The 21,258-nt window shown below is 74.5% G+C and carries 17 protein-coding genes; 11 read left to right on the forward strand and 6 right to left on the reverse strand.

Translation table 11 applies throughout. The features are described from left to right. Window positions 1-19: 19 nt before the first annotated feature. Window positions 20-796 carry a glycerophosphodiester phosphodiesterase family protein gene (locus FB563_RS28115; protein WP_055706968.1) on the reverse strand — a complete coding sequence of 259 codons (777 nt, stop codon included), beginning with the start codon at window positions 794-796 and terminating at the stop codon, window positions 20-22. Beyond that, complete coding sequence (gene yczE, locus FB563_RS28120; protein ID WP_055706967.1) at window positions 793-1,446, reverse strand: membrane protein YczE; 654 nt, start codon at window positions 1,444-1,446, stop codon at window positions 793-795. The genes FB563_RS28115 and yczE overlap by 4 nt, the downstream gene beginning before the upstream one ends. Before the next feature lie 102 nt (window positions 1,447-1,548). Between yczE and FB563_RS28125 the strand changes: the two genes are divergently transcribed. Beyond that, on the forward strand, window positions 1,549-3,057 hold the full coding sequence (locus FB563_RS28125) for an SCO1417 family PLP biosynthesis transcription factor (protein ID WP_055706966.1): 1,509 nt from the start codon (window positions 1,549-1,551) through the stop codon (window positions 3,055-3,057). Between the two features lie 205 nt (window positions 3,058-3,262). On the opposite strand, the gene FB563_RS28130 is transcribed toward FB563_RS28125, so the two are convergent. Together FB563_RS28130 and FB563_RS28135 are read right to left on the reverse strand one after the other, a co-directional pair. Continuing rightward, on the reverse strand, window positions 3,263-4,903 hold the full coding sequence (locus tag FB563_RS28130) for a hypothetical protein (protein ID WP_055706965.1): 1,641 nt from the start codon (window positions 4,901-4,903) through the stop codon (window positions 3,263-3,265). Between the two features lie 40 nt (window positions 4,904-4,943). Then, the gene (locus FB563_RS28135; RefSeq protein ID WP_055706964.1) at window positions 4,944-5,138 is read right to left on the reverse strand and encodes a hypothetical protein; all 195 of its coding nucleotides are present in this window, start codon (window positions 5,136-5,138) and stop codon (window positions 4,944-4,946) included. A gap of 311 nt (window positions 5,139-5,449) precedes the next feature. On the opposite strand from FB563_RS28135, the gene FB563_RS28145 reads away from it, so the two are divergent. The 6 genes from FB563_RS28145 to FB563_RS28175 all read left to right on the forward strand — a co-directional run bounded on the left by FB563_RS28145 (window position 5,450) and on the right by FB563_RS28175 (window position 11,343). Continuing rightward, the gene (locus FB563_RS28145) at window positions 5,450-5,842 is read left to right on the forward strand and encodes an ankyrin repeat domain-containing protein (protein WP_055706963.1); all 393 of its coding nucleotides are present in this window, start codon (window positions 5,450-5,452) and stop codon (window positions 5,840-5,842) included. A gap of 301 nt (window positions 5,843-6,143) precedes the next feature. Then, on the forward strand, window positions 6,144-7,562 hold the full coding sequence (locus FB563_RS28155) for a HEAT repeat domain-containing protein (protein ID WP_142218958.1): 1,419 nt from the start codon (window positions 6,144-6,146) through the stop codon (window positions 7,560-7,562). 185 nt (window positions 7,563-7,747) lie between these two features. Beyond that, window positions 7,748-8,875, forward strand: a complete 1,128-nt coding sequence (locus FB563_RS28160) for a glycosyltransferase family 4 protein (protein ID WP_142218959.1) — start codon at window positions 7,748-7,750, stop codon at window positions 8,873-8,875. Continuing rightward, window positions 8,872-10,047 carry a glycosyltransferase gene (locus tag FB563_RS28165; RefSeq protein ID WP_055709614.1) on the forward strand — a complete coding sequence of 392 codons (1,176 nt, stop codon included), beginning with the start codon at window positions 8,872-8,874 and terminating at the stop codon, window positions 10,045-10,047. The genes FB563_RS28160 and FB563_RS28165 overlap by 4 nt, the downstream gene beginning before the upstream one ends. Further along, window positions 10,044-11,045 (forward strand): SGNH/GDSL hydrolase family protein, encoded by a 1,002-nt coding sequence (locus FB563_RS28170; protein WP_079049067.1) that lies wholly within the window; start codon window positions 10,044-10,046, stop codon window positions 11,043-11,045. Before FB563_RS28165 ends, FB563_RS28170 begins: the two co-directional genes overlap by 4 nt. Before the next feature lie 58 nt (window positions 11,046-11,103). Then, on the forward strand, window positions 11,104-11,343 hold the full coding sequence (locus tag FB563_RS28175; RefSeq protein ID WP_142218960.1) for a hypothetical protein: 240 nt from the start codon (window positions 11,104-11,106) through the stop codon (window positions 11,341-11,343). 134 nt (window positions 11,344-11,477) lie between these two features. Here the strand turns inward: FB563_RS28175 and FB563_RS28180 are convergent, their stop codons facing one another. Next, the gene (locus FB563_RS28180; protein ID WP_055709612.1) at window positions 11,478-12,317 is read right to left on the reverse strand and encodes a putative hydro-lyase; all 840 of its coding nucleotides are present in this window, start codon (window positions 12,315-12,317) and stop codon (window positions 11,478-11,480) included. Window positions 12,318-12,427: 110 nt separating this feature from the next. Here FB563_RS28180 and FB563_RS28185 point away from each other — a divergent pair, with 110 nt between their 5' ends. The 4 genes from FB563_RS28185 to FB563_RS28200 all read left to right on the forward strand — a co-directional run bounded on the left by FB563_RS28185 (window position 12,428) and on the right by FB563_RS28200 (window position 20,447). Next, window positions 12,428-13,129, forward strand: a complete 702-nt coding sequence (locus FB563_RS28185; protein ID WP_055709611.1) for a GntR family transcriptional regulator — start codon at window positions 12,428-12,430, stop codon at window positions 13,127-13,129. An 88-nt stretch (window positions 13,130-13,217) separates the two neighbouring features. Next, window positions 13,218-14,747 carry a hypothetical protein gene (locus tag FB563_RS28190; RefSeq protein WP_055709610.1) on the forward strand — a complete coding sequence of 510 codons (1,530 nt, stop codon included), beginning with the start codon at window positions 13,218-13,220 and terminating at the stop codon, window positions 14,745-14,747. Window positions 14,748-14,778: 31 nt separating this feature from the next. Beyond that, window positions 14,779-15,657, forward strand: coding sequence for a hypothetical protein (locus tag FB563_RS28195; RefSeq protein ID WP_055709609.1), 879 nt, complete (start codon window positions 14,779-14,781; stop codon window positions 15,655-15,657). A gap of 50 nt (window positions 15,658-15,707) precedes the next feature. Then, complete coding sequence (locus tag FB563_RS28200; protein ID WP_055709608.1) at window positions 15,708-20,447, forward strand: hypothetical protein; 4,740 nt, start codon at window positions 15,708-15,710, stop codon at window positions 20,445-20,447. Between the two features lie 40 nt (window positions 20,448-20,487). On the opposite strand, the gene FB563_RS28205 is transcribed toward FB563_RS28200, so the two are convergent. Further along, on the reverse strand, window positions 20,488-21,018 hold the full coding sequence (locus tag FB563_RS28205) for a hypothetical protein (RefSeq protein ID WP_055709607.1): 531 nt from the start codon (window positions 21,016-21,018) through the stop codon (window positions 20,488-20,490). Window positions 21,019-21,258 lie beyond the last annotated feature (240 nt).

Genomic DNA, 21,258 nt, shown 5'->3' on the forward strand with positions numbered 1-21,258 from the left:
CGGGCCGGCGGCCGGGTGGTCAGACCCAGACGCCGCGCTCCTCCATGACCTTGCGCAACGTGTCGATGTGATCGGTCATGATGCCATCGACTCCCAGGTCCAGGAGCCGGTGCATGCGCTCGGGCTCGTTGATCGTCCACACGTGCACCTGCAGCCCGTACGCGTGGGCGGCGCGGACGAAGCGGTGGTCGACCACCGGGACGCCCGACTGGGCCTCGGGTACCTGCGCGGCGACGGCGGACCGGCGCACGGCGGCCGGCAGGCCCCAGGAGCGCAGCCGCAGATTGAGCACCCCACGGGTGCCGAACGAGGTGGCCAGCTTCGGCCCGGCCAGCCGCTGGGCGCGCAGCACCCGCGCCTCGGAGAACGAGCCCACGCAGACCCGGTCCCAGGCGCCCGTGCGCTCGATCAGCTCCAGCAAGGGGCGCAGGGCGGGCTCGGCCTTGACGTCGACGTTCCAGCGGACCGCGGGGAAGGTCTCCAGCAACTCGTCGAACAGCGGCACCGGTTCACGCCCGGCCACGCGTGCCTGCCGTACGTCCTCCCACGGCAGGTCCGCGATGCGGCCCGCACCGTCGGTGACCCGGTCCAGCGTCGAGTCGTGGAAGGCGACGAGCCGGCCGTCGGCCGTGGCGTGCACGTCGGTCTCGATGTAGCGGTAGCCCAGCTCGACCGCGCGCCGGAACTGCGCCACGGTGTTCTCCAGCCCGTCGGCGGCCCCGCCCCGGTGGGCGAAGGCGATCGGTCCGGGATGGTCGAGGTAGGGGTGGCGTATGGACGGTGTCGTGAGGCTCACGATCGCAGTATGACCTGCTCCGGTGTCGCGGTGGCAACGACCGTACTGCCGCCCGGTGCGGCCGGGACGGCGAACACCCGCAGGAACAGCTGCGCCAGCGGCCCGATCGACACCGCGTAGAGCACGGTGCCGACGCCGATGGTGCCGCCCAGCAGGAACCCGGTGACCACCACCGCGACCTCGATCCCCGTCCGCATCAGCCGGATGGAGCGCCCGGTGCGCCGGTGCAACCCGGTCATCAGCCCGTCGCGGGGGCCCGGGCCGAAGCGCGCGGCGATGTAGAGGCCGGTCGCCGCGCCGTTCAGCACGATCCCCGCGAGCAGCAGCGGGACGCGGACGGTGAGGGAGTGCGCGTCCGGCACGAGGGCGAGCGTGCCGTCCATCGCGAGGCCGACGACGAAGACGTTCGAGACGGTGCCGAGCCCGGGCCGCTGGTGCAGCGGGATCCACAGCAGCAGCACCGCGGCTCCCACGATGATCGACACCACCCCGATGGTCAGCCCGGTGAGCTCGGCGAGGCCCTGGTGCAGCACGTTCCAGGGCTCCAGGCCCAGACCCGCGTCGACGAGCAGCGCGGAACTCGCGCCGTAGAGCGCGAGACCGGCGTACAACTGGATCAACCGTCGTCCGGTACGGCGCCGAGTGGACATGAAGTACCCCCCTGGGTGGTGGCAGTGGCCTGACGCATGTCACTCTGTGGCTTGGGAAGAATCGTCATCCATGGCCAATTCGGGGAAGGTGGACTGATTGTCGTGGCGCAGTGGACCTCTGCGATGGGAGCCGCGCAGCTCGCCCGGCTGCTCAAGTCCCAGCAGGACCGCCCGGCCGGCCCGGGCACCCGCCGTCCGCCCGCCTACCGCGCCCTCGCCGACGGCATCCGGCTGCTGGTGCTCGAGGGTCGCGTACCGGTGGCCGCCCGCCTGCCCGCCGAACGCGAACTGGCCCTCGCGCTCTCCGTCAGCCGCACCACCGTCGCGGCCGCGTACGAGGCGCTGCGCGGCGAGGGCTTCCTGGAGTCCCGGCGCGGCGCCGGCAGCTGGACCGCCGTCCCGGCCGGCAATCCGCTGCCCGCCCGTGGTCTAGAGCCGCTGCCGCCCGAGGCCCTGGGCTCGATGATCGACCTGGGCTGTGCCTCACTGCCGGCTCCCGAGCCGTGGCTGACCCGCGCCGTACAGGGCGCCCTGGAGGAACTGCCGCCGTACGCCCACACGCACGGCGACTACCCGGCCGGCCTGCCCGCGCTGCGCTCGATGATCGCCGAGCGCTACACCGCCTGCGGGATCCCCACCATGCCCGAGCAGATCATGGTGACGACCGGCGCGATGGGCGCCATCGACGCCATCTGCCACCTCTTCGCGGGGCGCGGCGAGCGGATCGCCGTGGAATCCCCGTCGTACGCCAACATTCTGCAGCTGATGCGGGAGGCCGGTGCCCGCCTGGTGCCCGTCGCGATGGCCGAGGGGCTGTCCGGCTGGGACCTGGACCGCTGGCGCCAGGTCCTGCGCGAGGCCGCACCCCGCCTCGCGTACGTCGTCGCCGACTTCCACAACCCCACCGGTGCGCTCGCCGACGAGGACCAGCGGCGCCGGCTGGTGGACGCGGCGCGTTCGGCCGGCACGGTGCTGGTCGCCGACGAGACGATGACCGAGCTGTGGCTCGACGAGGAGCTCGCGGACAGCGGGATGCCGCGCCGGGTGTGCGCCTTCGACCCGGCCGGCTCGACCGTCATCACGGTCGGCTCGGCGAGCAAGGCGTTCTGGGCGGGCATGCGGATCGGCTGGGTGCGGGCGGCGCCGGACGTCATCCGCAGCCTGGTCGCCGCTCGGGCGTACGCCGACCTCGGTACGCCGGTGCTGGAACAGCTCGCCGTCAACTGGCTGTTCAGCACGGGGGGTTGGGAGCAGGCGGTGGAGCTGCGCCGGGCCCAGGCCCGGGAGAACCGGGACGCGCTGGTGGCTGCGCTGCGGCGCGAGCTGCCGACGTGGGAGTTCAGCGTGCCGAAGGGCGGGCTGACCCTGTGGGTCCGCGCCGGCGGCCTGTCCGGCTCCCGCCTCGCCGAAGCCGGCGAGCGGACCGGCGTCCGCGTCCCGTCCGGCCCCCGCTTCGGCGTGGACGGCGCGTTCGAGGGCTATCTCCGGCTGCCGTTCACCGTCGGGGGAGCGGTGGCGGAGGAGGCGGCGGTCCGCCTCGCGGCGGCGGCTCGGCTGGTGGAGAGCGGTGGTACGGGGGGTGTGGAGGCGCCGGGCACGTTCGTGGCGTAGCCGGGCGCCTGACAACTCGGGGCGCGCTGCGCGTCGGCGGCTGCGGGTGCGTGGGGGTTGTTCGCGCAGTTCCCCGCGCCCCTTCGGGGCGCTCCAGCTGCGGCTCCCCAGGGGCGCGGGGCTGTGTTGACATGCGGCTCCGCCGCGTGGGCGCGACAAGCCACGACGGATCCGCGCCCGGCAGCCGGCCCGAACCCCGACGGCGCTACCCCGCAGCGTCCGCGGCCACCGCAGCCTCCGCAGCCACCGCCGGTTTCGTGAGATCCGCCGGCTTCGTGAGATCCGTCGGCTGCGGCGGCTCCGTCGGCTCAGCCCCCACGGCAGTGGCCCGCGCCGGCAGCAACTCCAGCACCGCCTGCCGGTCGGCGTCACTGGTCGCGTCGTCGTACGGATCCGGCGTACGCGGCACCTGAAGCCGGTGCACCGGACCCGACCCCAGCCGCGCGTACCCCCGCCCCGGTGGCACATGCCCGAGCGGTGTGGTGTGCGGCGGGGCGCCCAGTACCGCCTCCACCTGCCGGGGCGCCGCGGGCCCGAGCACGACACGCGCGCGTGTGTGCTGCCGTACCGCCTCGCCCAGCGCCTCCGCGCTGTCGAACTGCTCGGCCACGACGACGGTCACGTTCGCCGCCCGGCCGTGCCGCAGCGGCACCTGGAGCAGCGCCTGCGGATCCTTGCGGCCGTCCGCCGCGGCGAGGTGGGCGAAGACGGACGGGCGGTCCAGCATGATCCACAGCGGGCGGCGGGCGTCGGCCGGTGGCGGTTCGCCCGCCTGCCGGGCCAGGTTGACGGCGATGAGCCGCCGCTCGGTCTCCTGTGCCGCCCACTCCAGGCTCGCCAGCGCACCGGGCAGCGCGCACTCCACGGCCAGCACGCCGTCCCGGCCGGTCAGGCACGCGTACTCGCCGGTGCCGCCGCCGTCCACGATCAGGACGTCGCCGTGCCGGAGGGCCTGCAGGGCGATCGAGCGCAGCAGGGTCGAGGTGCCGCTGCCGGGCTGTCCCATGGCCAGCAGGTGCGGCTCGGTGGAGCGGATGCCGGTGCGCCAGACGACCGGTGGCACGTCGATCTGCTCCTCCCCGTAGGAGAGGGGGAGTGTGCGCTGGACCTCGCTGGGGTCGGTGAAGCCGAGGACGGTCTCGCCGGGCGCGGTGACGAAGTGCTGGGCCGGGATGTCGGCGGGCAGGGGAGGCAGGACGGCGACGGTGAGCTGGTTGCCCTCCTCGTCCCACACGAACCGGTACTCGCGGCCCCGGCCGGCCTTCGCGGTGAGCAGTTGCTCGATCCGCGTGCGGGCCTCGGGCTCGCCGTCCGGGAAGTACGCGGGATAACGGATCGCCAGGTGGCCGACGCGCCCGGCCTCGTCGAACTCGTGAGTGGTGAAGGCCTTCTGCCATTCCCCGCCGTGCGCGTACAGCGGCGCCGGGTCCTCGGGGCCGGAGAAGTGCGGCACCAGGGCTTCGTAGAGGGACTGGAGCCGTTCGGTCTGGGACTCGTCGGGTCCTTCCGGGGCCGGCGGGGTGCGGTCGCGGCCCTGCCAGGCCGCCGCCGCCATCACGGTGATGACGGCGAGCAGCGGTCCGTACGGCATCAGCGCCACGGCCAGGACGACGGAGGCCACGAGGAACAGCAGGGGCCCACGCTTGTCCTGGGGCGTGTCCGTCCATCTGCGCCGCCCGGCCGAGGCCAGCCGGCGCAGCCCGCGCGTAACGGTGATCAGCGGGTGGAGGACATCGGTCGCGCTGTCGGCCGCCGTCCGGGCCAGCTCCCGGCTCCGGGCGAGCTGCGTCCGGGCGATCTGGGCGCTGTCCTTGCTCAGGATGCGGGGGAGAGGGCGCCGGGCCACTGCTGTCTCCTGACGGTGCGTGCGGGCGGGACGAGCGGGGTCAGAACTTGATGCCGCCGAGGAGACTCGCCAGGCTCTCGCCGCCTGCCTTGATGCTCGGGGCGATGCCCGTGTTGGCGAGGTAGAAGCCGAACAGGGCCGAGGTGCAGGCGTGTGAGCCCTTGAGGCCGTCCTTGCGGAAGAAGAGGAAGACGACGACGCCGAGCAGCATGACGCCCGAGATGGAGAGGATCATTTGAGGCCTCCTGGTGTCGAGGGGGGACAGTCACCCTGAGTTCTTCCAGGATCACAGCATGTATCTATACTATTAAAGGTGCAACTGGGTGAAATCTGGTTGATTTCGCCCGGTCGGCGGAGCGGACCACGGCCCGGCTGAGCTGGGCGGTTGCCTCCGGCGGCGCCTGTCGGTGATCTTTACCTCGGGCACAACGGGTCATGTGCCGCGCGAGCCAGTACCCTGGCGATTCACTCGTACGGCCGCGTTCCGCTCGCGCTGCCGTACGCTCCCTGCAGTCCCCGAAGTTCCCAGGAGAGGCGGTCCGGCCGATGAGTGAAGCCCCCGACCCCGAGGTCGTGGAGCTGGCGACCAAGATCTTCGATCTGGCCCGGCAGGGGCAGACCGAGGCGCTCGTCGCGTACGTCGACGCCGGCGTTCCGGCCAACCTCACCAACGACCGCGGCGACTCCCTGGTGATGCTCGCCGCCTACCACGGTCACGCCGACGCGGTACGCGCCCTCCTCGCCCGGGGCGCCGCGGCGGACCAGATCAACGACCGGGGCCAGACCCCGCTCGCGGGCGCCGTCTTCAAGGGCGAGACGGAAGTGATCAAGGCGCTCCTGGAGGGCGGCGCCGACCCGGCGGCGGGGACGCCGTCGGCCCTCGACACCGCCCGCATGTTCGGCAAGACAGAACTCCTGGAGCTGTTCGGCGCGCGCTGACGCGCCTGTCCTGACCAGGTACGACACGGAAAACGGGGGAGGCGGTAAAGGGCCGCCGGAAATACGGTCGCGGCAGCGCAAACGGCCGGGTCATCATGGCGACGTGGTTCACGGACGCGATGGCTGGGCAGGGGTTGCCGCACCGCGCGGGCCGTGATGCGGTCCGCATGGGCCACCGACGAGAGGCAGAGAGAGATGGTCTACAGCAAGCAAGAGACGGCGGGCGCTCCGACGTTGTGTCACGCGGCCAGGTAGTGCGTGTTCCCCGGATGCGTCGACGCTTGATGTGAGGCTGTTTCCCATGTTCGATCCGGTCATAGCGCCCAGCGGTACGCTGCTCGGCCTGCTCCAGCGGGGCCGCGGCGACGGCACACTGCACGCGCTCACCGCCCCGCGCGCCGAAGCCCTCGCGGCCCTGGACCACTGTGTGCTGCGCGATCCCCGCCACGACTGGCAGGTGGAGAACCGCTCCCTCTACTACGCCCGGCTCTACCTCGACCTGAACGGCGAGCTGGACGCGATCGAGGCGCACCTCTTCGACCCCGAGGACGTCCTCGACACCGACGAGTCCCGCACCGGCCTCGCCCTGGCCGTCCTCGGGCACCTCGCCTCCTACGGCAGGCGGGACGCGCTCGAACTGCTGCGCCGGTACGCCGCCCACGGGTCCAACTGGGCCTGGGCCCTGGACGAGCTGGCCCTCAGGGACGACGACGCGGGCCTGCGTGCCCTCGCCGCGCCCGTCCTGGCCCGCTTCCCCGCCGACGCGGAGGGCGAGGCCGAGCTGGCCGCCGCCGTCCGCGACGCCTTCGAGCCGCGGCCATGGCGCCTGTGGGCGGAGGATCCGCGCGAATCGATCGCCACGCGCGTGCGTGCCGCCCAGGAGACCGGCTGTTTCGACCGCTGGCAGCGCCAGATGCGGCCCAGCGGCCCGCGCCCCGGCTGGAGCGTGCGCGCCGTCTTCGAATGGGCGCAAGCGGGCCTGGACCGCGGCGCCGCCCTCCATGTGCCGGCCGCCCGGTGTCTGGTCGCCGTGGCCGGCCCCGAGGACCGGCCGGAGATCGTCCAGGCCGCCCGCGACGGCATCGACGGCGCCCGCTGCACCGCGCTGCGCTATCTCGCCGACAGCAACGACCCCGACGCCCTCGGCCTGATCGAGGCCGCCGTCGCCGACGGCACCACCGTCGTCGTGGAGGCCGCCGTCGACGCCTTCGAACGGATGCGCGGCGTCGCCGTCGTCGACCGTGCCCGCGGCTGGGCCCAGCGCCCCGACGCGCTCGGCGCCGCCGCCGGACGCATACTCGCCTGCCACGGCGGCGTCCAGGACCGCGACCTCGTCCTCGGTGCCCTTCGTGAGGCCGTACGCGGCGAGGGCCCGGACGCACCCACGCTGTGGACCCTCGTCGACGGCGCCGGACGTCTCGGCATCGCCTGCGCGGCCCCCGTCCTGCGCCACATCTACCGTGAGACGGCCTCCTCCCATCTGCGCGGCCGCGCCGCCCGGGCCCTGGCCGCGACCGACCCCTCCTTCGCCACCGGCTTCGCCGTCGAATGCCTGTGGGACTGCGAGGAGACCACCCGCGAAATCGCCGCCCGGCACGCCGAGACCGGTGACGCCCGGGTCGTGGAGCGCCTGCGCCGCCTGGCCGCCGATCCGGCCGAGGAGGCGGAGGTACAGACGGCGGTGCGCAGCCGCTTCGGACCCGACGCCGCCCTCGGCTGACCTCCCGCATGCACTCGGCCCGGGCGGACGCCCGCCCGCCGGGTGAACACCGGGTGTCCCGCAGGTCAGGCGGTCATGACGGCCGCCTGACCTGCGCGGGTGTGCAGCTCAACGCTCATGGGACGTTCCCCGGGCGGAAAGATCGACGTTGACGCGGCCACGTCCGGCGCGGCGACAACACCGGTATGCGTGTCGTCATCGTGACCGAATCCTTTCCCCCCGATGTGAACGGCGTGGCCCACTGCGCGCTCCAGACCGCCCGGCACCTCGTAGATCGCGGTCACCATCCGCTCGTCGTCGCCCCCGCCCCCGCTCCGGGCAGCGGACCGGACACGGACGCCCCGTGCCCGGTCGTCCGGATCCCCTCCCTCCCGCTCCCCGGCTATCCCCAGGTCCGCGTCGCCCTGCCCAGCCGGCGCCTCGCCGCCGCGCTCGTCCAACACCGCCCCGACGTGGTCCATCTCGCCAGCCCCTTCGTCCTCGGCGTGCGCGGCATGGCCGCCGCCGCCAAGCTGGGCATCCCCGCCGTCGCCGTCTACCAGACCGACCTGGCCGGATACGCCCGCACCTACATGGGTGCCGGCGAGGCGGCCGCCTGGCGGCGGATCCGCTCCGTGCACGCCGCCGCCGACCGCACCCTCGCCCCCTCCAGCGCCGCCCTCATCGATCTGGAGGAGCACGGCGTGCCCCGGGTCCGGCTGTGGCCGCGCGGCGTGGACACCGTACGTTTCCGGCCAGATCTGCGTGATGCGGCGCTGCGCCGCGAACTCGCCCCCAACGGCGAGCTGATCGTCGGCTACGTCGGCCGGCTCGCCCCCGAGAAGCACGTCGAACTCCTCGCCGGCGCCTGCGCTCTGGAAGGCGTCAAGGTCGTGGTCGTCGGCGACGGGCCCAGCCACGCACACCTCAGCGAGGCCCTGCCCGGCGCCGTCTTCCTCGGCCGCCGCACCGGCGACGACCTCGCGCGGATCTTCGCCTCGCTGGACGTGTTCGCGCACACCGGCCCGTTCGAGACGTTCTGCCAGACCGTCCAGGAGGCCATGGCCAGCGGGGTCCCGGTGGTCGCACCCGCCGCCGGCGGCCCGCTCGACCTGGTTGCCCACGGCCGCACCGGATACCTGGTCCCGCCGCGCGACGCCGGCGCCGTCGAGGCGGCCGTCCGCGAACTGGCCGCCAACCCGGAGCGGCGCAGGGCGTTCGGCGCCGCCGCGCGCACGATGGTCGAGGGCCGCACCTGGGCCGCCGTCGGCGACCAGCTGATCGCCCACTACGACGACGTGCTCGCGGCACGGAAGACGGCGGTGGCGGCATGACCGGCCAGTCCCTGCGTATCGTCCGGCTCGCCAACTTCGTCGCCCCCGCCTCCGGCGGCCTGCGTACCGCCCTGCGCGAGCTGGGCAAGGGCTTCCGGGCGGCGGGCCACGAACCCGTCCTGATCGTGCCCGGCGAACGGCACACCGACCGTGACACCGAGCAGGGCCGCGTCATCACCCTGCCCGGCCCGCTGCTGCCCGGCACCGGCGGCTACCGCGTCCTCACCGACAAGCGGCGCGTGGCCGCCCTGCTGGAGGAGCTCGCGCCGGACCGCCTGGAGGTCTCCGACCGCACGACCCTGCGCTGGACCGGCCGCTGGGCCCGCCGCGCGCGGGTGCCCGCCGTGATGGTCTCCCACGAGACCGCCGACGGCGTCCTGCGCACCTGGGGCCTGCCCGAGCACCTCTCCCGCCGGGCCGCCGACGCTCTCAACACCCGTACCGCGCACGTCTACTCACGGGTGGTGTGCACCACGGAGTTCGCCGAGCGGGAGTTCGTCCGCATCGGCGCACGCAACGTCGTACGCGCCCCCCTGGGCGTCGACCTGATGGAACGCCACCCCGCCCTGCGCGACCCGGGCCTGCGTACCCGGCACGCGCGCGGGGACGAGGTGCTGCTCGTGATGTGCTCCCGGCTGTCCGTCGAGAAGCGCCCCGGCACCGCCCTGGACGCCCTGGACGCGCTCATACGACGCGGGCGGCGCGCGGTGCTCGTGGTGGCCGGGGACGGGCCGCTCAGGGCCCGGCTGGAACAGCGCGCGCGGGAGCACGGGCTGCCGGTGACGTTCCTCGGACACGTCTCCGACCGGGCCGCGCTCGGCGCCCTCCAGGCGAGTGCGGACATCGCCCTCGCGCCCGGGCCCGCCGAGACCTTCGGGCTCGCCGCACTGGAGGCCATGGCGTGCGGTACGCCCGTCGTGGCGAGCGCGTCGTCCGCGCTGCCCGAGGTCATCGGCTCCGCCGGGGCGACCGCGGCCGACCGCGGCGAGGCGTTCGCGGACGCCGTGGAACTGCTCCTGGACCGCGGTGAGAGCGCCCGGCGGGAGGCGGCACGCGCGCGTGCGGAGTGCTTCGGCTGGGGTACGGCCGTGGAGGCGTTCCTCGCGGCCCACGACGCGGAACTGCTCCGCCCCGGCGGTGCCCGTCGCGACGTGCCGGAGGGCGTGGCATGAGCCCCGTCCGCTTCGTCGCCCTCGGGGACTCGCTGACCGAGGGCGTGGGCGATCCCGCCGGGGACGGCTGGCGGGGCTGGGCCGCGCTGCTGGCGCCCGCCCTCGCCGAGACCCCCGGTGCCGTGGAGTTCACCAAGCTCGCGGTCAGCGGCGCGCAGACCCGCGACGTCCTGGAGCGGCAGACTCCGGCCGCACTCGAACTCCGTCCCGACCTGGTGTCGGTGGTGATCGGCGTCAACGACACGCTGCGCCGCACCTTCGACATCCAGGCAGTGGCCGCCCGCCTCGACGAGGTCTACGCGGCGTTCACCCGCGAGGGCGCCACCCTGCTCACGGCCTGCCTGCCGGATCCCGGCGCGATGCTCGGTCTGCCGAGCGCCCTCGCCCGTCCGCTGGCCCGCCGGCAACGGGCCGTCAACACGGTCGTCCACGCTCTGTCCGAGCGCTACGGCGCCGTCCACCTGGACGCCACGGACGGTGCCTGGATCAGCGACCGGACCCTGTGGAGCGCCGACCGGCTGCACCCCGGCGAGCGCGGCCACCGGCAGCTGGCGGTCCGCTTCCACGTGCTGCTCAGCGAGGCGGGCCGGGCGACGGGCCGACCGCCGTCCCCGGCACCGGAGTTCCCCGCCCCCACCCGGGCGGCTAGCCTGCTCTGGCTGGCCACGGCCGGCACCGCCTGGGTGGCCCGGCGCTCCCAGGACCTGCTCCCGCAACTGCTGCGCCTGGCCGCCGACGAACTGCACCACCGGGCCCGCGGCACCAGCGCCCGCCTGGACCTGAGCGCCTCCACGGCGGCCTCCGCGGCCCTGGCGGCCCTGTCGGAGGACTCCGGCCGCCGGATCGCCGGCGCCCAGCGACGCCCCGCCGGCACGCATCCGACGGTGCCCTCTGCTCCCGTACGGGCGGGCATCAGGGCGAGCACGGCCCTTGAAGCCGCGGCGGGGACGGCTTGCACGGTCATGGCGGCGGACCGGGTCGGGCAGGGGATCCGGTGACGGCGGGTACGGTCTGCTCCGCGATGGCGCGGCCGACGCGGCCGGCGAGGCCGTGACGGTGGCGGATCCGGTCGGTGAGGTCCTGACGCTCCAGGCCCTGCTGGGGCTCACCGGGCGGGACACGCTCGGGTGCGGGGTGCCGCGGCGGGCGGGCGTCCGGCGGGCTGCGGCGACGGAGACCGCGCAGGAGGTACGCGCGCGTGGGGCGGAGTCCCACGCCCGCCGCCTCCTCCTCCAGCGCGCCTTCCCGCCGCCTCCTGCGCACATGAACGAACGGGAGCCGCCCGCACCGGCGTGAACCGGGAGCCTCCGCACCGGCGGCGATCGGCCCCTCCGCACCAGCGCCCGTACGCGCGCGTGCCCCCACAGCGCCGTATCCAGCCGTGAGGCCGGCCGACCCCGGAGGCGCCTGGCGCCCCCGACCCGTCGGTCTCAGACGATGCCGACCAGCCGGTACTGCTCGTCGCGCGCGTCGGTCAGGAACATCTGGCCCGGGGCGTGGGTGATGGCGAACGGCGGCCGGGAGGCCATCACCGCCGCCTGCGGGGTCACTCCGCACGCCCAGAACACCGGGATGTCACCGGGCGCGAAGGCCACCGGGTCGCCGAAGTCGGGGCGGGCCAGATCCCCGATACCGAGGGCCGCGGGGTCCCCGCAGTGCACCGGGCCGCCGTGCACGGCCGGCAACAGACCGCTCTCCCGGATCGCGGCGCGAATGTGCTCCGCGGGCACCGGCCGCATGGACACCACCATCGGCCCGCGCAGCCGCCCCGCCGCCCGGCACGCGCGCGTGGTGACGTACATCGGCACGTTACGGCCCTGCTCGACATGCCGGATCGGCACGCCCGCCCGGGCCAGCGCCCACTCGAAGGTGAAGCTGCAGCCGAGCAGGAACGACACCAGGTCGTCCCGCCAGTGCGCGCGCACGTCGGTGGGCTCCTCGACCAACTCGCCGTCCCGCCACACCCGGTAGCGCGGCAGATCCGTGCGCAGGTCGGCGCCCTCGGCGAGGACGGTCGAGGTGGAACCGGCGTCCGTGACGTCCAGCACCGGGCACGGCTTGGGGTTGCGCTGGCAGAACAGCAGCATGTCGTACGCCCAGTCGGCCGGCACCGAGATGAGGTTGGCCTGTGTGTGGCCCGCCGCGACCCCGGCCGTCGGGCCCGCGAGGCCGTCCCGGAAGCGGGCCCGGGCGGCTTGCGGACTCCACGCGTGCGCGCGCTCGTCGACTGCGGTGACGGGGAGGTCCTCGGTACGCGGGGTCTGCGTCATGCCGGCTCCTCGGGACGTGAGCAATGCCGTCCCGAGCACGATAGAGGATCGTTCAACGATCCTTCAATACCCATGTTGTTTCGTTCCGGTCTGTGCGATTGAATTCCGGCATGGCAGAGCAGCTGACGGCACTGGCCGACGACCGTGCGCTCCTGGGGCGTACCAGCACCGCGGAGCGGGTCTCGGACATCCTCCGGAGTCGTATCGCCGACGGGTACTTCCCGCCCGGCACCCGGCTGTCGGAGGACGGCATCGGCGGGGCGCTCGGGGTCTCCCGCAACACCCTGCGCGAGGCGTTCCGGCTGCTCACGCACGAGCGCCTGCTGGTCCACGAGCTCAACCGCGGGGTCTTTGTGCGGGTTCTGACCGTGGAGGACGTCGAGGACATCTACCGCACGCGCTCCCTGGTCGAGTGCGCCGTCGTGCGCGGGCTCGGCGAGCCGCCGTACCGGCTGGAGGGGGTCACGGCGGCGGTCGCCGAAGGAGAGCGGGCGACCGCGGAGAAAGACTGGAAGGCGCTGGGCACCGCCAACATCCACTTCCACCGGGAGCTCGTCGCCCTCGCGGGCAGTGAACGCACCGACGAACTGATGCGCAGTGTCTTCGCCGAGCTGCGGCTCGCCTTCCACGTCGTCGACGACCCGCGCCGACTGCACGAGCCCTACCTCGCCCGCAACCACGAGATCCTGCAGGCGCTGCAGGCCGGGGACCGGAACGGGGCGGAAGAACTGCTGGAGACCTATCTGGCGGACTCGCTGGAGCGGATCGTCGAGGTGTACCGGCGAAGGGTGGGCGAGGAAGCCTCCCCGTAGCCGAAGAGCGACCCGCGGCCCTTTCGGTCAAACCGGCGGAGCCGCACCGTTTGGGTCGATGTCAGACCCAGGACCTAATCTGTGCACCGTGACTTCGCCTGCATCGACGGACAGTGTTCCGCCCCAGCTCAGCGCGGGGCCGCGCCCGGCTCCGGGCCCGGCCGCCGACGAGGGGCTGGCGCGGCGGCTGCGCGCGCTCGCCTGCACCGCGCCGCTGCACGACCTCGACGCGCGCAAGGCCAACCTGGCCGGTGAGTACTCGGTGTACGGCATGGCCGAGGTGGCCCTCGCCGCCATCGACCTGGTCACCCTCAACATGGACTTCGACACCGGCGCCGACCACGAGCAGATCGTGGCCCGGCTCATCCCGCGCATCGCCGCCCAGGCCCCGCACCGGCCGCCCGCCGAGCACGAGCGCGTGGCCCGCTGGGTCCTGGAGAACCTGATCAACGTCGGCAGCGTCGACCGCGGCTTCCGCGCCGTCTACGGCACCTTCGCGCCGGATGGTTCATACGTCCGCCGGGACTACGACTTCAAGCTGATCGAAGAGGTCCCCGGCCCCGGCGGCACGGTGTACCTGCGCACGACGGACGAGGCGGTCAACGTCCTGGTCGGCGCCCTCGACACCGACGTCACCAGCGCCCAGATCGCCGCCGAGGTCAAGCTGGAGGTGCTGATCAGCCGCGGGCGGCTCGCCGACGCCCAGCTCGCCGCCGAGCAGGCCCGCTACCGCACGGTGCAGTACTCGGAGACCCTGCGCCGGGCCCTGGAGGCCACCCGGCGCAACGTCCGCGCGGTCGACTGGCTGTCCGCCGTGCCGGACATGATCGCCGAGGCCCTGGACCACGTCGCCGACCGCTACCGCCACGAGAACGCGATCCTCACCAACATCCGCAGGGCACGGGACGAGACCGAGGAGCCCGAGCACAAGCGCCGCGCCGCCGAGCTGGTCGACATCGTCAAGGACTGCATCCGGCGCCACACCCAGCTCCAGTCGCGGCTGCTGGAGGCCGGCCCGCTGTTCCGCGCCGAACAGGACCGCCAGGCCTTCGCCGCACCCGCGGCCACGTCCGGAATAGACCTCTACGGCCATCTCGTCGCCCCTGTCCTGCCGTTGCCCCTGGAGCAGGCCATCCGGGTCACCGACGCCTTCTTCGCGAACGGCACGGGGCTGCGGACGCCCGTGTCCGTACGGGTCGCCGATCTCGTCGACATACTGCTGACGCCGCCCGTCGAGCGGGAACACCTGGGTGCGGAGATGCCCGAACCCGACCTGATCGCCACGCCCGACGACAGCCGGTTCAGCGAGGAGCAGCTGGCCGCCGCGACGGAGCTGCTGGACCTGCCGGCCGACGCGCCGCGCAGGCTGTCGGGGCTGCTGGCCGAGGCCCGGCGCTCCGGTGACCCCGATCTGGCCTATCTGGTGGCCCTGTTGGCGGTGCACGCGGCCAGTCCGGCTGTCGGCACCGCGTACCGGCAGGGTGAGGAGAAGCTGCTGTTCGCCGTGGACGACGGGACCGAGCTGGACGATCCCGAGTTCGGCGGGGCAGACCTGATCTTGGGGACCGCCCTGCTGGACGCGGCGGGGATGGCGGCGGACCGGACGGAAGCAGCATGAGTCAACAACAGCGCGACAAGGAGCCCCAACCGTGAGCGAGCACGTCGAGTGGAGTGAGGCGGAGTCGTCGGCACCGTCGGCGCCCGCCGCCGTCACCCCCGCCGACGCCGCCGACGCGGCGCGGCTCGTCGCCTTCGGGCTCCAGCCCAAGCTGCAGCCCGCGCGCGACCAGGAGTACACGGAGCTGCTGCGCCGCTACCGCGAAGACCCGGCGTTCGCGCGGCTCGCCGACGCCGTCGCCACCGGCCTGGGCCTCGTCGTGCTGGAGGTGTCCCCGCGCGCGGGCATGGCCGTGACGGCCGCCGAGGACTCGGTGTTCGCCGTCCGCATGGGTGACTACGCGCGTCGCACCGCCGCCGACTCCGGCGACCGCTTCCTGCACGGGCTCGCCCACCTCGCCGTCGCCGCACTGGCCTTCCCACGCCCGGAGGACCTGGCCGACGACACCTACATCGGACGCGTCACCGTCAACGGCGTCGACGCCTTCGTACGGCAGGCCTGCCGGCGCCTGGAGGAACGGGCCGAGGAACTGGGCGAGAACACCGACCCGGCGACCGACGCGCCCGGGCTGGAGGCCGCCTGGCGCATCTGGGCCAGACGCAGCGCCACCGGCGCCACCAAGGACGCCCGCCGCCCGGCCGCCTCCACCACCGGCATCGTGGCCAAGGCACTCGCCTTCCTCACCGACTCGGGTTTCCTGCAGCGCACCGGCGACGACGGCGGCGGCACCTACCGCACCACGGCTCGCTACCAGCTCCAGGTCCGCGACATGGCCGGCAGCGCCGCCATGGCCGAACTGCTCGAGCTGGGCGTCGTACCGGTGACCGACGGCACGGCCAGCCTGCTGCCCGCCGAGGACACCGGGGATCTGGAACTGGTCGCCGACGCCGGGCTGCCGTTCCACTCCTGAAACCCTCCGAACCACCGCACCTTTCCGAAGACTTAACGCGAGAGTCCGCCATGTACGAGCTGTCCCGGGTCCGCCTCTACTCCATCGGTCCCGCCGGTGCGCGCTACGCCGACACCGTGCTTGACCTGCGGGGTGTCGGCGAGCCCGTGCCCGACCCGGCGCCCACGCAGGCGGAGTTCTTCGAGGAGGAGCCGTCCGGCCCGCCCCGCCGGCCCGCGCCCGCGGGCGTGCTCTTCCTGGAGAACGGCGGCGGCAAGTCCGTCCTGCTCAAACTGATCTTCTCGGTGATGCTGCCGGGCCACCGCAACACCCTCGGCGGCGCCAGCTCCGGTGTGCTGCGCAAGTTCCTGCTCGCCGACGACTGCGGACACGTGGCGCTGGAGTGGCAGCACGTGCAGACCGGCGAGTGCGTCGTCGTCGGCAAGGTGAGCGAATGGCGCGGACGGCAGGTGTCCAACGACCCGCGCAAGTTCGCCGAGGCCTGGTACTCGTTCCGGCCCGGCCCCGGACTGAGCCTGGACAACCTGCCCGTCGCGGAGTCCACCGCCGTACGGCCGCCCGTCGAGGGCACCTCGGGTGCCCAGGGCCGGCGCCGCACCATGAAGGGCTTCCGTGACGCCCTGACGGAGGCGGGCAAGGCCTACCCGCACCTGGAGGTGCACTGGGAGGAGATCCACGACCGCTGGATCGAGCACCTCGGCGACCTCGGCCTCGACCCCGAACTCTTCCGCTACCAGCGGGAGATGAACGCCGACGAGGGCGAGGCGGCCGGTCTCTTCGCGGTCAAGAAGGACTCCGACTTCACCGACCTGCTGCTGCGCGCCGTCACCGACACCCGCGACACCGACGGCCTCGCCGACCTCGTCAGCGGCTTCGGCAACAAGCTGGGCAGACGCGCGGAGCTGATCGCCGAACGCGACTTCACCGCCGGGTCGGTCGACCTGCTCGGGCGGATCGTCGAGGCCGCCGAGGCCCGCTCACGCGCGCGTGACATCCACGCCGGCGCCGAGCGCCGCACCCGCACCCTCGCCCGGCGGCTGTCCGCGCGGGCGGTGCGCGAGCGCGTGCGCGCCGCCGACCTCGCCCAGCGGGTCACGGCCGCCGCCTACGCCGTCACCCACTCCGAGGGCGCCCGTGAGCGCAGCGCCCTGATCGCCGCCGAACTCGCCTACCGGCACGCCTCCCTGGCACTGGCCGCCGCCGAGAAGTCCGCCGCCGCGCAGAAGCGCGAGCTGGCCGACGCCCGCACCCTGCACTCCGCCTGGCAGGCCGCCGAGGCCGTGCTGCGCCACCGCGCCGCCGCCGACCGGGTCGCGCGCGTGTCCGCCGCCATCCAGGAGGCAGAGCGCGACGCGGCGCCCGCGCTCGCCGCCCGTGCCAAGGCCGCCGTGGACCTCGTACGGGCCCTGCACGCGGCCGCGGAGAGCGCCGAGGCCCTCGCCAACGAGGGGGAGGAGCGCTCCGCCGCGCTTCAGGAGGTCAGCGAGTCCGCCTACCGCGACTCGACGACCGCGGCGACCGAGGCCCAGCGCGCCCGCAGCGAGGCCGGACATCTGCGCCAGCGCCTCGCCGAGGTCGAGCAGGAGACCGCCGAGGCGGTCCGGGCGGGCTGGCTCGACGACACCGCCCCGGACGCCGACCCGGCGCGGGCCGCGCTCGCCGCCAGCGACGCCGAGAAGACCGCCGTGGCCACCTGGGACGCGGCCCGCGAGGCCGCCCGCAAGGCCGCCGAGCACGCGCGCGAGGCGGCCTCCGCCGAGGCCCGCGCGGAACTGACCGCCGCGCGCGCGGCGGACGCCGCGACGGCGGCCGAGCGGTCCTACCAGGCCGAGCGGCGCCTCGCCGAGTCCCTGGCCGCCGAGGAACGGCTCGCCGAACTGCTCAGCCTGCCGGGTGCGCCCGCGACCGGGCAGCCCGGAGTGCCCGGGCCCCGCTCGGGGGCCGACGACGCCACGGGGACGCGGCCCCGGGCGGGCGCGGACGGGGGAACGCACGCCCCTGCGGGCGGACGCGACGGCGTACCGCAGCCGACGGGGCCGGGCGCGCCCGGCACCCTTCGCCCGCTCGCCGAAGGCTCCCTCACCCCCGAGGAACTCGACCGCTTCGCCGACGAGTTGCGCGAACTCCTCGACGATGCCGTCTCGACCGCCGAACGGCACCTCTTCGAGCTGCGCACCGCCGCCGCCGACGACTCCCGGATCCTCGGCGCGCTCGGTGACGGCGGACTGCTGCCGCCGGGCCCGGACGTCCTGGCCACGGTGGAGTTCCTCGGCGAGCACGGCATCCCGGCGCTGCCCGGCTGGCGCTATCTCGCCCAGGCCGTCGATCCCGCCGACCACGCGCGCGTGCTCGCCGCCCGCCCGGAGCTGGTCGACGGCGTGATCATCACCGACCCCGACACGCACGCGCGTGCCCGCGAGACGCTCGGTGACGCCGCCCTGCTGCCCCGCTCCGCCGTCGCCGTCGGCACCGCCGCCGCCCTGCTCGCCCCGCCGCCCGCCGACAGCGCCGCCGCCGCAGACGTCTTCCTCGTGCCGCCGAACCCGGCCATGCACGACGAGCACGCCGCCGACGAGGAACGGCAGGCACTGCGCGCCCGGGCCACCGAGCGGGACGAGGAGATCCGCGCGCTCGCCGCACGACTCGGCAAGGACCGCGAACTGGCCGCCCGGCTCGCCTCCTGGCGCACCGGCTGCCCCGCCGGACGCCTCACCGAACTGCGCCAGGCCGCCCAGGAGACCCGCGCGTTCGCCGAGGAGGCCGAGGCCGAACTGGCCGAGGCCCGCACGGTGCGCGCGGAGGCCGACGAGGCCGCCGCCGAGGCCGCCCAGGTCCGCGACGAGCGGCAGGAGGCCGCGCAGAAGGCCCGCCGCGCCGCCGACGCCCTAGCCGGACTGGCCTACCGGCTCCGCGAGCGCGCCGGCTGGCAGGTGAAACTGCGGGAACTCGCCGACGAGGCCGCCGAGTCCGAGGCCCGGGCCCAGGCCTGCCTGGAGCGCGCCCGCGCCGCCGACGAGGACCGCCGCGCCGCCCAGCGCGCCGCCGACGACGCCCGCCGCACCGCACGGGCCCTGCGCGCCGAGCGCTCCGAGATCGCCGGCGCCCCCGACGACGTACCGGTCGAGGACGCCGACGCCCCCAAGGCGTCCCTGCCCGCCCTCCGCGAGGCCTACCGGGCCGCCTCCCAGGTGTACGAGAAGGTCGGCGTCGGCGCCGATCTGCGCGCCGAGCAGGCCCGCGCGGAGAGTGACGAGAGTGCCGCCCGCGCCGAACTCGACCGGCTCAGCAACAAGGTCCGCACCCGCGCCGAGCAGCTTCTGGAGTCGCCCGACGGCTCCGACGGGCCCTCCCGGCAGGCCGCCGCCGCCCGCGCGGAGGAGCTGGTGCAGCTCCTGGAGACCCGCATGTCCAGCGCGAGCGAGCAACTCGGCCGACTGCGCGGCGAGGCCGAACGGCACGCCCCGGAGGACGGCGCGGCACACACCGAGCTGCCCGAGGAACTCGTCCCGCGCGACGCCGAGCACGCCCAGGCGCTGCTGCGCACCGCGACGGGCGAACTCGCCGCCCGCACCGAGGCGCTGGCCGAGGCCCGCGAGGCCCACGCGGAGCTGCTGGAGGCCCACCGGGCCGCCGAGGACGCGGCCGGCGGCTTCGACGAGATCGCCGCGATGCTCCGCGACCTGCTGCGCGAGCACACCCCCGAGGAGGAGCAGGAGGAGCCGGAGCCGTACCCCGGCAGCCTGGAGGAGGCCCGGCACTCCGCCGCCGAGGCCCGCCGCTCGCTGCGGGGCTGTGCCGCCGACCTGTCCGCCGCCGAGGCGGCCGTGCGCGAGGCGAGCGACGTCCTCGTCCGGCACGCCAACTCCACGCGCTACGAGCAGGTCCGCACCCCCGCCCGGCAGCAGATCCGCGAACTGCCCGCGTCCGCGCTGCCCGAGCACGCACAGAAGTGGGCCGACGCCTTCGCGCCCCGCCTGCGGGTCCTGACCGACGAGCTGGCCCAGCTGGAGCGCAACCGCGACTCGATCGTGGACCGGCTGCGGGGCCTGGTGGAGTCCGCCCTCGCGACCCTGCGGTCCGCGCAGCGGCTGTCCAGGCTGCCCGAGGGGCTCGGTGAGTGGTCCGGCCAGGAGTTCCTGCGCATCCGCTTCGAGGAGCCCGACCAAGCCACGCTCACCGAGCGCCTCGGCGAGGTCATCGACGACGCCACGCGGGCGGCCGTGAAGAAGAACTCCGACCTGCGCCGGGACGGGATGTCGCTGCTGTTGCGCGGGGTCGCGGCCGCGCTGCAGCCGAAGGGCGTGGCCGTGGAGATCCTCAAGCCCGACGCCGTGCTGCGCGCCGAGCGCGTGCCCGTCGGCCAGATGGGCGATGTGTTCTCCGGCGGCCAGCTCCTCACCGCCGCGATCGCCCTGTACTGCACGATGGCCGCGCTGCGGAGCAACGACCGGGGCCGGGACAAGCACCGGCACGCGGGCACGCTGTTCCTGGACAACCCGATCGGCCGCGCCAACGCGACCTACCTGCTGGAGCTGCAGCGGGCCGTGTCGGACGCCCTCGGTGTGCAGCTGCTCTACACCACCGGTCTGTTCGACACCACCGCCCTGGCCGAGTTCCCGCTGGTCATCCGCCTGCGCAACGACGCCGACCTCAGGGCCGGCCTGAAGTACATCAGCGTGGAGGAACACCTCCGGCCGGGGCTGCCCCAGCCGCCTCGGGCCGGAGAGGCGGTGCACAGCGAGATCACGGCGACGCGCATGTTCAAACGCCCGGCCCCCGCAACCCCCTGACCGGGGGCGCCGGACTGTGCCGACCTGCGGCTCCGCTGCCTCAGGAGTGCGACAACTGCCCGGTGCCACCCCGCCGGCGTATCCGCTCCTGCTCCCGCAGGGCCGCGCGCTCCGCACGCCGGCGGGCCCGCCGCTCGCGGCGCAGTGCGCGGGCCGTGCTGCTCGGCTCGGAGACCACGCCGTACCGCTGGTTCCACACCTGGCGGGTCACCCACACGTCGACCACGGCCCAGGTGGCCACCACCGTGCTCACCACGCTGCTGATCACCATGGGGAAGGCCAGCCAGGACCCGGCCAGCGTGCACAGGAACGCCACCATCGCCTGGATCAGCGTCACCGCGATGATGATGAGGGCCCGCACCGCTGCCGTACGCACCGGATCCGGCAGCGGGTGCCGCCGGGCGGGCTCCTCGACCCACAACGGCCGGTAGTGCTGCTGCCGTTCCCCGGCGGACTCCCGGGCGCGCCCACGCGCCGGAATGTCGCGATCCGGTGCCTCCTCGCCCCGTCGCGCCGCCGAGCGCCCCGCCACGCTCTCCTCGGGCGCCACGCGCCACTCCACCGTGCCCATCACCGTGTCCCTCCCCACCGCCGGCAGACCGATCGCCCCGGCGTCGCAAAGACTCCGACTCCCCAGTGGCTGCCCGGCTTGCGCTGTTTTACGCCGCCCGGGTGCAGGATGCGGCTCCTGTGGCCCATTCCGCCCCCATTTCCCGTAGAGAAGGACGAACGACCGCGCCCGATGATTCCCGAGCGGGGAAAAATTCCAGCCAACCGCCCGGTCACCGCAGCACCCGCCGGCCAGGCACGG

It is taken from the genome of Streptomyces puniciscabiei (genome assembly GCF_006715785.1).
GTDB lineage: Bacteria > Actinomycetota > Actinomycetes > Streptomycetales > Streptomycetaceae > Streptomyces > Streptomyces puniciscabiei.